The organism is Agromyces sp. PvR057 (assembly GCF_040547485.1).
GTDB lineage: Bacteria > Actinomycetota > Actinomycetes > Actinomycetales > Microbacteriaceae > Agromyces.
The window spans coordinates 34,500-46,784 of sequence record NZ_JBEPPT010000003.1; the positions used below are offsets into that span (position 1 = coordinate 34,500).

9 protein-coding genes are annotated in these 12,285 nt (G+C 70.5%); 2 read left to right on the top strand and 7 right to left on the bottom strand.

Annotated features, from left to right (window positions below; genetic code table 11):
* Positions 1-9 precede the first annotated feature (9 nt).
* Positions 10-750 (bottom strand): septum formation family protein, encoded by a 741-nt coding sequence (locus tag ABIC29_RS12855; protein WP_354245920.1) that lies wholly within the window; start codon positions 748-750, stop codon positions 10-12.
* A gap of 110 nt (positions 751-860) precedes the next feature.
* On the opposite strand from ABIC29_RS12855, the gene ABIC29_RS12860 reads away from it, so the two are divergent.
* Together ABIC29_RS12860 and ABIC29_RS12865 are read left to right on the top strand one after the other, a co-directional pair.
* The gene (locus ABIC29_RS12860) at positions 861-1,739 is read left to right on the top strand and encodes a serine protein kinase RIO (RefSeq protein WP_354245922.1); all 879 of its coding nucleotides are present in this window, start codon (positions 861-863) and stop codon (positions 1,737-1,739) included.
* Between the two features lie 314 nt (positions 1,740-2,053).
* Positions 2,054-3,448, top strand: coding sequence for an MFS transporter (locus ABIC29_RS12865; RefSeq protein ID WP_354245925.1), 1,395 nt, complete (start codon positions 2,054-2,056; stop codon positions 3,446-3,448).
* A gap of 107 nt (positions 3,449-3,555) precedes the next feature.
* On the opposite strand, the gene ABIC29_RS12870 is transcribed toward ABIC29_RS12865, so the two are convergent.
* The 6 genes from ABIC29_RS12870 to ABIC29_RS12895 all read right to left on the bottom strand — a co-directional run bounded on the left by ABIC29_RS12870 (position 3,556) and on the right by ABIC29_RS12895 (position 12,238).
* Complete coding sequence (locus ABIC29_RS12870) at positions 3,556-4,689, bottom strand: ABC transporter ATP-binding protein (protein ID WP_116079976.1); 1,134 nt, start codon at positions 4,687-4,689, stop codon at positions 3,556-3,558.
* Positions 4,686-5,717 carry an ABC transporter permease gene (locus ABIC29_RS12875; RefSeq protein WP_116079977.1) on the bottom strand — a complete coding sequence of 344 codons (1,032 nt, stop codon included), beginning with the start codon at positions 5,715-5,717 and terminating at the stop codon, positions 4,686-4,688. Before ABIC29_RS12875 ends, ABIC29_RS12870 begins: the two co-directional genes overlap by 4 nt.
* Before the next feature lies 1 nt (position 5,718).
* Positions 5,719-6,699 (bottom strand): ABC transporter permease, encoded by a 981-nt coding sequence (locus ABIC29_RS12880; protein ID WP_116079978.1) that lies wholly within the window; start codon positions 6,697-6,699, stop codon positions 5,719-5,721.
* Complete coding sequence (locus ABIC29_RS12885; RefSeq protein WP_354245930.1) at positions 6,696-7,832, bottom strand: ABC transporter ATP-binding protein; 1,137 nt, start codon at positions 7,830-7,832, stop codon at positions 6,696-6,698. Before ABIC29_RS12885 ends, ABIC29_RS12880 begins: the two co-directional genes overlap by 4 nt.
* A gap of 146 nt (positions 7,833-7,978) precedes the next feature.
* Positions 7,979-9,634 (bottom strand): ABC transporter substrate-binding protein, encoded by a 1,656-nt coding sequence (locus ABIC29_RS12890; protein WP_354245933.1) that lies wholly within the window; start codon positions 9,632-9,634, stop codon positions 7,979-7,981.
* Between the two features lie 48 nt (positions 9,635-9,682).
* Entirely contained in the window at positions 9,683-12,238 is a 2,556-nt protein-coding gene (locus ABIC29_RS12895; RefSeq protein ID WP_354245936.1) for a beta-glucosidase family protein, read from the bottom strand.
* Positions 12,239-12,285 lie beyond the last annotated feature (47 nt).

The following is a 12,285-nucleotide window of genomic DNA, read 5'->3' on the forward strand; positions in this document are numbered from 1 at the left end:
AATGGGCTCCTACGAGCCGGCGCCGGCGAGCGACCCGACGACGGAATCCGCGGGATACCAGACGAGGCAGGTGACCTTGCGATCTCCGTGCGCCTGCCAACTCTCGGCGGTGGGGTGGGTCGCGACCACCTCGTACACCGACTCGGAATACGGGATGCCGATGAAGTCGCCGAGTCGCGCCCGACAGGCCTCCGTCGCGAGGGCTTCCATCTCGAGTTCGCCCGGGTAGTCGACGCCGTCGAGCATGAACGTGGCGAAGGCCTCGTCGTCGTGCTCCACCTCGCAGGGGACGATCGACTCGGGTCCGCTCTGCCGATCCTTGCGCGCGTCGATGCACTGGCCGACCTCGGGATGGAAGGGCCTGTTCGCATCGGCGGGCGGAGAGGGCGCGGCGGCCGACTGCGGGGGCGTCGATGCAGACGGCGTTGCGGACGGCGCGTCCCGGTGCGCCACGGACGGCGACGGCGGCGGCGACGGATCGACGGCGGCCGAGCACCCCGCCGTGCACGCCGACAGCAGCAGCCCTGCCACGACCACGACCGCAGGGCGCCGGCGGTCTCCGAGGGTGGTCATCGTTCGGCCGTCCGTTCCCGGGTCTCGGCGAGGCATCCGTCGGGTCCGGCGGGTGCGGTCCGACCACCATAGGCGAGGGTCGCGGGAGCGTCGCTGGACAGCCGCGCGCGGGGCGCGTATGGTGTCGCAAGCCGCACCACGCGGCATCCGCCTCACCGAGTGAAAGGAGCGAGTCATGACCGACGCCTTCGTCGCGCGTTTCGCAGACCCCCTTTCCTGCGAGGCCTCCAGCCTGTAGCCGCAAGGCCGGGCACCCCGGTGGCCTCCATCTCATTCGGAGAACCACCGTGACCTTCCTCTCGTCTCTCGACGACCCCTCCGCCGCGGCGACCGCCTCGGCATCCGACCTGTCCTCCCTCGCGTTCCAGACCGCGGAACCGGGCGAGGGCCAACGCTGGTCGACCTGGCCGGCGACCACCCCCAGCGAGCGCGGCCCGATGCCGCGACCCGACTGGCTCGTCACCTCCGCCGCGGCGATCGACACCGAACTCGGCGTCGTGAAGACCGGCAAGGAGGGCGACGTGTTCCTCATCGAGCGCGCGATCCCGGATGCCGCGGCGGAGGTCGCGGGCAACCGCGTCGTGCTCGCGGCGAAACGCTACCGCTCGAACGAGCACTCCGACTTCCACCGCTCGGCCATCTACACCGAGGGCCGTGGACTGCGCCGCACCCGCGACGTGCGCGCCGTCGCGAAGGGCACCTCGTTCGGCCGCTCCGTCGCACGCGTGCAGTGGGCGAGCGCCGAGTTCGAGGCCCTCTGCCGCCTCACCGAGCTCGGTGCGGCCGTGCCCTACCCCGTGCAGGTCGGCCAGACCGAGGTGCTCATGGAGTTCATCGGCGACGGCCGGGTCGCCGCCCCCCGCCTCGCCCAGGTGCGGGCCACGCCGGAGGAGCTCCGCGACCTGTTCCACCAGGTGGTCGAGTTCATGCAGGTGCTCGCGGCCAACGGCCTCGCGCACGGCGACCTCTCGCCCTACAACCTGCTCGTGCACCACGGGCGCGTCGTGGCGATCGACCTGCCGCAGGTCGTCGACCTCGTCTCGAACCCGCAGGGGCTCGACCTGCTGCATCGCGACTGCGTGAACGTCTGCGACTGGTTCACGCGGCAGCGGCTCGAATGCGACGCCGAGGAGCTGTTCGGTGAACTCGTGGCCGTGATCTGGTGACGGATGCCGCGGCGCGGCGCCCGTGTCAGCGGGCCAGGCAGGTGGCGGATCCCGGTCAGGAGCATCGGGTTGCAGAACGCGACCCACACCTGCGAGCCGAACACGTGGGCGCCGTCGGGCGCGGCGTCGACGTCGATCGCACCCCACGCGACCGAACGGGTGCGCTCGACGACGGGATCCGGGCCTCGACGCGGAGTAGTGTTCCCCCAGATCACCGACGATCGAACGCCCGCCCAGCGTGCGGCACCGGTCGATGGGCGCCGCGCCGCGGCATCCGTCACCGGCCGTTCACCCGACCGAATGAGACTGCAGGCATGACCGACCCGACCGACCCAGCGCCCCGCAACTTCCCGCCGTCGCACCTCACGCCCCCCGACGGCGCCGCCGCGACGATCGGCGTTCCGACCGAGCAGGTCGAGGCGGTCTCCGCCGCCGGCGCACGCAAGGGACGCATCCTCGCCTGGGGCCTCTGGGACTGGGGCTCGGCGGCGTTCAACGCGGTCGTCACCACGTTCGTCTTCACGGTCTACCTGACGAGCGAATCGTTCGGCCCGACGGGCACGGTCGAGGCGCAGCTCGGGTGGGCGCTCGCGATCGCCGGCCTGCTCATCGCGGTGCTCGCGCCCATCACCGGGCAGCGCTCCGACACGAGCGGCCGACGCAAGTTCTGGCTCGCCGTGAACACCTACATCGTCGTCGCGATCACCCTCGCGATGTTCTTCGTGCAGCCGGCGCCCGAGTACCTGCTGCTCGGGCTCTTCCTCGTCGCGGCGGGCAACGTGTTCTTCGAGTTCGCCGGGGTGAACTACAACGCCATGCTCGTGCAGGTGTCGACGCCGCGCTCGATCGGCAAGGTCTCGGGCTTCGGCTGGGGCATGGGCTACATCGGCGGCATCGTGCTGCTGCTCGTCGTGTACTTCGGCTTCATCAGTCCCGAAGTCGGCCTGTTCGGAGTCACATCCGAGAATGGGCTCGACATTCGCGTGACCGTGCTCGTCTCGGCACTCTGGTTCGGGCTGTTCGCGCTCCCCGTGCTGTTCGCGGTGCCCGAGTACCGCAACCCCGCCGCGGTCGATCGCGGCAAGGTCGGGTTCTTCGCCTCCTACGCCCGGCTCGGGCGCGACATCAAGCGCCTCTGGACGGAGCAGCGCAACACCGTCTGGTTCCTGCTCTCGAGCGCCGTGTTCCGCGACGGCCTGGCCGGCGTGTTCACGTTCGGCGGCGTGCTCGCGGCATCCGTCTTCGGATTCTCGCCGGGCGAGGTCATCATCTTCGCGATCGCCGCGAACATCGTCGCCGGCATCTCGACCATCGCGGTCGGCACGCTCGACGACCGGCTCGGCGCGAAGCCCGTGATCATGACCGCCCTCATCGGCCTCATCGTGAGCGGCCTGCTGGTCTTCCTGCTGCACGACGGCGGGCAGATCGTGTTCTGGACGGCCGGGCTCGCGCTCTGCCTCTTCGTCGGACCGGCGCAGTCGGCGAGCCGCACGTTCCTGGCGCGCCTCATCCCCGCAGGGCGCGAGGGCGAGGTGTTCGGGCTCTACGCGACGACCGGACGCGCGGTCAGCTTCCTCGCGCCGACCGCGTTCGCGCTGTTCGTGACGATCGGCGGGGCGCCCTACTTCGGCATCCTCGGCATCGTGCTCGTGCTCGCGGTCGGCTTCGTGCTGATGCTGTTCGTGAAGGCGCCGCGCGCGGTCGGGTAGGCGATCGCACCGTACGGGACCGGCGCGGGCACGTCGCACCAGGGTTCGCGGTCTCGATGCGCCCGTCCGCCCGGATGCGCGAGGGCGCGCCGCGCCGCGCCCGCCGATCAGGTCTTCGAGAGCTCCGCGGGCACGGGCAGGGGCTCCTCGCCGACGGCGCGGACGGCGGCGGGGTCGTGCCGCAGGCACGCGACCGCGCGACGCGGGTCGTCGCCCGGCACGTCGGGATGCACGAGCTCGGGATTCACCTTCGCGCACGCGTCGAAGGCGAACTCGCAGCGCTCTGCGAAGGGGCACCCGTGGCCGAGCTTCGACAGGTCGGGCGGCGAACCCGGGATGCCGATGAGCTCGCGCCGCGGCCCGCGCAGTGGAGGGAACGAGTGCAGCAGCGCCGACGAGTACGGGTGACGGGGCCGGTTGTACACGTCGAGCGCCGCGGCATCCTCGACGATCTCGCCCGCGTACATGATCGCGATGCGATCGGCGATCTCGATGAGCAGCGACACGTCGTGCGTGATGAAGATGACCGAGAAGCCGAGACGGTCGCGCAGCTCCGCGATCTGCTCGACGATCTGGCGCTGCATGACGACGTCGAGCGCCGTGGTGGGCTCGTCCATGATGAGCACCTGCGGGTCGAGCGCGAGCGCCATGGCGATCATCACGCGCTGGCGCATGCCGCCGGACAGCTGGTGCGGGTACGAGCGCAGCCGGTCGGGCGCGATGCCCACGAGGTCGAGCAGCTCCGCGGCGCGTTCCAGCGCCTCCTTCTGCGTGGTCCTCGGCTCGTGGGCGCGGATGCCGTCGGCGATCTGGCGGCCGATGCGGTACACCGGGTTCAGCGAGTTCATGGCGCCCTGGAACACGATCGCCATGTCCTGCCAGCGCGACGCGCGCAGTTGCGTCTCGTTCAGGCGCAGCAGGTCGGTCTTCACGCCCGAGCGGTCGGTGAAGAGGACCTCGCCGCCCGTGATGAGCCCCGGCGGCGGGAGCAGCCGGGTCGCCGCGTAGGCGAGGGTCGACTTGCCGCAGCCGGATTCGCCGGCGAGGCCGAGCACCTCGCCGCGTCCGAGCGTGAGCGAGACCTGGCGCAGCACGTGCACCGGGTCGTCGTCGTAGCCGTAGTCGACCGAGAGGTTCCTGATCTCGAGCACGGGGTCGGCCGAGGGCGTGAGGCTCCGGGGGCGGCCGGCGGACGCGAGCGGGTCGCCGATGCCGCCGCCGAGGGGGCTGGTGATGGTCATGCGCGGTCCTCCTTGGCTTCGCGCACCACGGGGGTGAAGCCGATGCGGGGGCGGATGCCGCGCTTGCGCAGTGACCTGGCGTTCTGTGCGGTCGAACGCAGGCGCGGGTTGACGAACTCGTCGATGCCGAAGTTGATGAGCGTGAGGGACATGCCGAGCAGGGCGATGCAGAGGCCCGCGGGCACGAACCACCACCACGCGCCGCGCTGCAGGGCGAGCTGCGACTGCGCCTGGTAGAGCACGGTGCCCCAGTTCCACTCGCCGGTGTCGCCGATGCCGATGAACGACAGCGTGATGAGCGAGAGCACGGCGAAGGCGACCGTGCCCACGAAGCCCGACGCGATGATCGCGGTGAGGTTCGGCAGGATCTCGGCGGTGATGATGCGCCATGTGCTCTCGCCGTTGGCCCGCGCCGCCTCGACGAAGTCGCGCCGGCGCAGCGAGAGGGTCTGGGCGCGCAGCACGCGCGCCCCCCAGGCCCAGCCCGTGATGGCGATGACCACCGCGACCGTGACACCCCCGACCGACGGCAGCTGCCCGGCGATGATGATGATGAGCGGCAACTGGGGGATCACGAGGAACACGTTGGCGAGCACCGAGAGGCTCTCGTCGCCCAGCCCGCCGACGTAGCCGGCCGTGACGCCGATGACGACGCCGATCGCGGTGGCCAGGATGCCGGCGACGAAGCCGACCACGATGACGCCGCGCGTGCCCACGAGGATCTGCGAGAACACGTCCTGGCCGAGGTGGGTCGTGCCGAACCAGTGCTCCCACGAAGGCGGCTGCAGGATGTCGTCGCTGCGTGCGCTCGGATCGTAGGGCGCGATCCACGGGCCGATGATGGCGATGAGGAAGAAGAAGGCGAGGATCACCAGGCCGGCGACGGCCTTGGAGTTGCGGAGGAAGAGCAGCTTGCGCGGCTTGCCCCGACGCGGGCCGCGCGACGCCGCGACGGCGCCGGTCATCGGTGCCTGCGACGGCCTCGAGAGCTCTTCGCTCTCCTCGACGATGCTGGTGTCGATCGTCATCTCAACCCTCCTGACGGGTGCGCGGATCGAGCACCCCGTAGACGAAGTCGGCCACGATGTTGGCGAACAGCACCGCCACCGTGATCACGAGGAAGATGCCCTGCATGAGCGGGTAGTCCTTCGCGGCGACAGCCGTGAAGAGGTAGTACCCGATGCCCTGGTACGAGAAGACGATCTCCATGATGAGCGTGCCGCCGACGATGAAGCCGAGCGACAGCGCGAAGCTGGACACCTGCGGCAGGATCGCGTTGCGCGCGGCATAGCCGAAGAGCACGGTGCGCTCCGAGACGCCCTTGGCCTGGGCGACGGTCACGTAGTCCTCGGAGGAGACGGTGACCATCATGTTGCGCATGCCGAGGATCCAGCCCGAGATCGACGAGATCACGATCGTGAGGGCGGGCAGGGTGCCGTAGTAGATGACCGAGCTGATGAACTCCCACGAGAACGTCGGCACCAGCGAGCGGTCGTAGCTGCCGCTCGCGGGGAACCAGCCGAGCGTGACCGAGAAGATCGTGATCGCGATGAGCGCGAGCCAGAAGTACGGCACCGCCGAGAAGAACGTCGAGATCGGCAGCAGCGAGTCGGCCCAGGTGCCGCGGCGCCAGCCGATGCCCGACCCGATGAGGGTGCCGATCGTGAAGCTGATGATCGTCGCGATGCCCACGAGGCCGATGGTCCACGGGATCGCGCCGGCGATGACGTCGGCGACGGGCGTCGGGAAGTACGCGAACGACGTGCCGAGGTCGCCGTGCAGGATCAGCTTCCAGTAGTCGAGGTACTGCTGCCAGAGCGAGGTGTCCTTCTCGAGCCCGAAGAGCGTACGGAGCGCGGCCTCGGCATCGGTCGAGATACGGCCCTGGTTCTTCGCGATGAGCGCGCGCACCGGGTCGCCCGGCATGATGCGCGGGATGAAGAAGTTGATCGTGACGGCGGCCCAGAACGTGATCAGGTAGAAGCCGAGTCGGCGCAGGAAGAACCTCATGCCAGTGCCTCCGCGATGTCGCTGAGCTCGGGCTTGTCCGAGCGGTCGGAGTACCCCCAGCAGGCGGCCTCACGGCCGTCGCCGACGGGAAGGAGCGGGGGCTGCTCGGTGCGGCACAGGTCGGTCGCGAACGGGCAGCGCGGGTTGAAGCGGCATCCGTTCGGGGGCTTCACGAGGCTGGGGGCCTCGCCGCGTGCGCCGTGCGCGCGCGCCTCGAGGTCGTCGGGGTCGGGCGCCGAGCGCACGAGCAGCTGGGTGTACGGATGCTTGGGGTCCTGCGTGACCGCCTCGGAGTCGCCCGACTCGACGATGCGGCCCGCGTACATGACCATCGTGCGGTCGGCGAAGTAGCGCGCGGAGGCGATGTCGTGCGTGATGTAGAGGATCGAGATGTGCAGTCGGTCGCGGAGGTCCTGCAGCAGGTTCAGGATGCCGAGGCGGATCGAGACGTCGAGCATCGAGATCGGCTCGTCGGCGAGCAGCACCTCGGGATCCGCCGCCAGGGCTCGCGCGATGGCGACGCGCTGGCGCTGTCCGCCCGAGAGCTCATGCGGGAACTTGTCGATGTACCGCTCGGCGGGCTTCAGCTGCACGCGCTCGAGCAGTTCGACGAGGGCGTCCTCCATCTCGGTGCCGCGGAGGCGGCCGCGGTGGATGCGGAGGCTGCGCGTGAGCATGTAGCGCACGGTGTGCACGGGGTTCAGCGACCCGAACGGGTCCTGGAAGATCATCTGCACACGGCCGACGTAGCGGCGGAACGCGCGGCGGCCCTTGGCCGCGGCATCCTCGCCGTGCAGGAGGAGGCGCCCGCCCGTGGTGGGCATGAGCTGCGCGAGCAGGCGGGCGATCGTGGACTTGCCCGAGCCCGACTCGCCGACGAGGGCGAGCACGCGGCCGCGGCGCAGTTCGAAGCTCACGCCGTCGACGGCGTGCACGACATCGCGCGAGCCCATGCCGCGGAGCTTGAAGTGCTTCTGCAGCTCGACCGCCTGGAGCACGATCGCGCCGTCGGCGGGATCGGTCGCGGGCGTCGCGGCGGCTGCGTCGGCTGCGGCGGCTGCGTCGACGACGGATGCGTCGGACGCGCCGGTCGCGTCGGACGGGTTCGATGCCTCGGTGGAGGAGGAGGACATTCGGGTCACCTCTTGGTCGGAGCTCAACGTTGAGTGGGTGGTGCGGCGGATGCGCATGGCATCCGCCGCACCTCATCGTCACATCCTGCGGGAAGAGGGGGGCTTCCGGGATGATTCCGATGTTCCGGGCTCGCGCCCGGTCGGGGTCACTCGCTCGGGGTGAGCTTGGACAGGATGAGTGCCGCCTGCGGACCCGTCGGCTGCGGGTTCGCGTAGGGGTCCTCGCTGGTGGGGAACCCGGTGTAGTTCTGCGTGGAGTACTGCGCCACGGCAGGACGCGACCAGATCACGATGCCCGGGACGTCCTCGACGTAGTGCTTCTGCACGACGTCGAGCGAGGCCTGGCGCTCGCCCTCGTCGGTCGTCGACTTGAAGGTCGACAGCGCCTTGGTGACCTCGTCGTTCTTGTAGCGGCCGAAGTTCCAGTTGGCGGTCTCGCCGAGCGGCACGTACGAGGCGCCGTCCATGATGTTCGAGTACAGGTTCCACGGGGTCGAGCCGCCGTCGGTCCAGTGCAGCGACGCCTGGAAGTTGCCGAACGGGATGGTGTCGTTGAACCAGGTGTCCTGCACGATCGCGTCGACCGTGGCCTCGGCGCCGAGCGACTTGGCACCCTCGGCGATGATGCCGAGTGCGTCGAGGTAGTCGGTCCAACCGCTCGGGTTGGTCAGCGCGAAGGAGACCGGCTCGCCGTCGGGGTCGACGAGCTTGTCGCCGTCGTAGGTGTAGCCGGCATCCGTCAGCACCTTCTTGGCGCCGTCGACGTCGACCTCGAGCTCCTGGCCCTGGTACGCGTCGGAGATGAAGGCGTCGCCCGACGGCTGCGGCAGGCCGGTGACGCTCGTGATCTCGGGCCAGACGCCGTATCCCGCGGTGGCGGTGATGTCGGCGTGGTCGATGACCATGTTGAGCGCCTGGCGGAAGGCCAGGTCGTCGAACGGCTTCGTCTCGTTGTTCAGGTAGAGCACGTCGACGCCGAATCCGCCGCCGGCGACCTGGTTGAAGTGCTCGGGGTCCTTGGCGATGTACGTCGACTCGTAGTCGGGGATGAAGGTCCAGCCCCACTGCGCCTCGCCGGTGGTGAGCGCGGTCGTCAGGCCCGCGTTGTCGTTGTAGGCGTCGTAGCGGAGCTCGCCGACCTTCGACTTGCCGCCCCAGTACGTCTCGTTCGGGGTGAGCGTGACGGCCTGCGGGCTGAAGGACTTGAGCGTGAACGGGCCGGTGCCGACCATGTCGTCGTCGCTGAACGTGACGGCGTCCTCGCCCTCCCAGATGTGCTTGGGCACGATGAGGAGCCGGTACAGCTTGACCTCGTTGACGTACTGGCCGGTCGTGAAGTTCACGACGACCTTGCCGTCTTCGACGGTGATGTCGCCGTACTGGTCGGGGAAGTCGATGTTCAGCTCGGGGTTGTCCTTGCGGAGCTGGATCGAGAAGGCGATGTCATCGGCGGTGAAGTCCTCGCCGTCGGACCACTTCACGCCCTCGCGGGGCGTGATGGTCGCCTGCGTGTACTCGGGGTTCCACTCGACCGACTCGGCGAGCCACGGCGTGGGCGCCTCGGTCGGGTCGATCTCGTTGTTCTGCATGAGCGACTCGTAGACGACGAACGCGTAGCCGAGGGACAGCGATGCCGATCCGGTGGCGAGCGGGTTCTGGTTCGGCTGCTGGGGACCGTTCGGCATGCCGACGGTGAGCACCTTCGCGCCACCGCCTCCGCCGCTCGTGTCCGCGCTGCACCCCGTGAAAGCCAAGCCGGCGGCGACCAGTACGGCGCCCGCGGCGAGGATGCTCTTTCGCATTTCCATGCCTCCTTGCATTGTGTGTGGGTTGGTGCGTTTCGGTGGTGCTCAGCCTGTGACCGTGTGCACGGCTTCCAGGCGGAGATCTCGGGAGGACCGGCCCACGAGCACACCGTACGTGCCTTCGGGCAGGGTCCAGGTCGCGTCATCCGTCGACCAGGTCTCGAATGACCTGCGTGCGAGCGGGATGTCGAGGGTCGTGGTGCCGCCTGCGGCGACGTCGGCCACGGCGAATCCGGCGAGCCAGCGCACCGGGCGGGCGGCGTCGTCGGTCGAGAGGTAGACCTGCACGACCTCGCGGCCGTCGCGGTCGCTCGTGTTCGCCACGGTCACGCGGGCGGTCGCGAAGGCGTCGGCATCGGGGGTTCCGGATGCCGCGGCGACGAGCTCGAGCGCACGGTACTCCCATGCGGCGTAGCCGAGTCCGAAGCCGAACTCGCGGGCGGGTGTGCGGCCGAGGCGGTCCCAGCCGCGGTGGCCGACGTCGACGCCCTCGGCGTAGTCGATGACGCCGTCGACCGGGATGCCGTGCGGAACGGGCACGTCGGCCTCGTCGGCCGGAAGGGTCCAGGGCAGGCGGCCGCTCGGCTCGATCTCGCCGGTGAGCACGGCGGCGAGCGACGTCCCGGCCTCCTGGCCCGGCAGCCACCACCAGAGCACGGCGGCGACGTCGTCGAGCCACGGCAGCAGCACGGGGGCTCCGGCGTTCACGACGACGACCGTGGCGGGGTTCGCGGCGGCCACGCGCCGCACGAGCTCGTCCTGCCGGCCGGGCAACGCCAGGTTCGGCCGGTCCCAGCCCTCGGACTCGGTCTCGGAGTTCGTGCCGACGACCACCACGGCGAGGTCGGCGCGCTCGGCGGCGGCGACGGCCTGCTCGATCTCCTCGTCGATGCCGGGGCTCGGCTCGAGGTGGCGGAAGTGGAGGCGCACGAACCGCCCGTACGACTCGCCGTCGATGATCTGGGCGTCGCCCTCGATGCGCACGGTGCGGGCCTCGTCGGCCTCGATCACGGTCTCGACGTGCTCGGGGCTGGCGTAGCTGGAGTCGAGGATCACCTCGGCGCCGACGACGCGCTGCGACGTGCTGCGTTCGACCCCGTCGACGACGAGACGGTGCGCGCCGACCGGTCCGAGGTCGATGAGGTGGCGTCCGGCGCGCGTGAGGTGCAGGTCGGTGACCACGCGGACGGATGCCACGGCGTCGTCCTCGATCGGGAACCAGAGGGCCTCGGCATCCGGGAGCACCTGCGACCCGACCTGCTCGCCGTTCGCGTCGAGGTGCTCGACGAGGATGCCGGGCTCGCCGGTGGGCGTCGAGAGGAGTTCGGCGGGCACGAGCGGTGCGCGCAGGGTCGTGGCCCCGCCTCGCAGGAGGTCGACGGCAGCGTCGGGGAAGGCGGCGCGCAGCGCGTCGATCGGCTGGCTCACGTGCGGCGGGGTGACGAACGCGCTGCCGCCGCCCTGCGTGAACGGCTGCACGGCGTTGTGGCCGATGAGCGCGATGCGGCCGCGCAGCGCGGGGTCGATGGGGAGGAGTCCGCCGTGGTTGCGCAGCACGACCGTCGAGCGCGCCGCGGCCTCGGTGAGCAGGGTCACGACGTCGTCGCCGGCGGGGTCGTCGGTGGCCCCGGCGTCGTCGAACGGCAGCGTCTCGCCGGCGATGCCGCTGAGCGCGCCGACGCGGTCTGCGAGGCGGATGATGCGGGCGACCTTGTCGTCGATGGCCGACTCGGGCACGAGCCCGGACTCGACCGCGGCGAGCAGGCCGTCGGCCCAGGGACCGCCGGGGCCGGGCATGACGAGGTCGAGGCCCGCGACGGCCGGTTCGACGGCCGTCTTCGTGGCGAGCCAGTCGCTGATCACGACGCCGTCGAACTGCCATTCGCCCTTCAGGATGCCGCTGAGCAGGGGTTCGTGCGCGGTCGAGGTGGCGTCGACGCCGTCGCGGGTGAGTCCGTTGTAGGCGGCCATGATGGTCCAGACCCCCGCGTCGACGACGGCCTCGAAGGGGGCGAGGTAGACCTCGCGGAGCGTCTGCTCGTCGATGCGCGAGAGGTAGGAGGTGCGGTCGGTCTCGGTCTCGTTGCCGACGAAGTGCTTGACGCAGGCCGCGATGCCGCCGGCCTGGATCGCGTCGATGAACGCGACCGCGAGGCGGGCGGTGAGCAGCGGGTCCTCGGAGAGGCACTCGAAGTGGCGGCCGCCGACGGGGCTGCGCTGGAGGTTCACGACGGGCGCGAGGATCACGTCGACGCCCTTGCGCCTGGCCTCGCCGGCCATGAGCGTGCCGAGCCTGGCCTGCAGGTCGACGTCCCACGTGGCGGCGGTGGCCGAGGGGGCGGGCAGCTGGGCCGAGGGCAGTCCGTCCTCGCCGGTGCCGCGGACGCCGATGGGCCCGTCCGAGACGGTCATGGTGCGCATGCCGATCTCGGGGATCGCCCGGAGCGTCCAGGTCGCGGCGCCCGTGAGCAGAGCCACCTTCTCGGCGATGGGGAGCGAGGCGGCGAGCGTCGCCGGGTCGATCGCCGATCCGCCGACCGTGTCGGCTGCGGGTGCCCTGTTCGGGTCGAGGGCCCCTGGGGCGGTCGTCGTTGCGGTCACGCCTGAACTCCATCCATGCTCGTCGTTGAGTGACGTTGGACATCGTG

What these genes read in the sequence shown, in the direction of transcription:
- ABIC29_RS12885 (WP_354245930.1), bottom strand. Translation starts at nt 7,832, where the DNA reads ATGTCCTCCTCCTCCACCGAGGCATCGAACCCGTCCGACGCGACCGGC.
- ABIC29_RS12865 (WP_354245925.1), top strand. Translation starts at nt 2,054, where the DNA reads ATGACCGACCCGACCGACCCAGCGCCCCGCAACTTCCCGCCGTCGCAC.
- ABIC29_RS12870 (WP_116079976.1), bottom strand. Translation starts at nt 4,689, where the DNA reads ATGACCATCACCAGCCCCCTCGGCGGCGGCATCGGCGACCCGCTCGCG.
- ABIC29_RS12880 (WP_116079978.1), bottom strand. Translation starts at nt 6,699, where the DNA reads ATGAGGTTCTTCCTGCGCCGACTCGGCTTCTACCTGATCACGTTCTGG.
- ABIC29_RS12855 (WP_354245920.1), bottom strand. Translation starts at nt 750, where the DNA reads ATGACTCGCTCCTTTCACTCGGTGAGGCGGATGCCGCGTGGTGCGGCT.
- ABIC29_RS12875 (WP_116079977.1), bottom strand. Translation starts at nt 5,717, where the DNA reads ATGACGATCGACACCAGCATCGTCGAGGAGAGCGAAGAGCTCTCGAGG.
- ABIC29_RS12890 (WP_354245933.1), bottom strand. Translation starts at nt 9,634, where the DNA reads ATGCGAAAGAGCATCCTCGCCGCGGGCGCCGTACTGGTCGCCGCCGGC.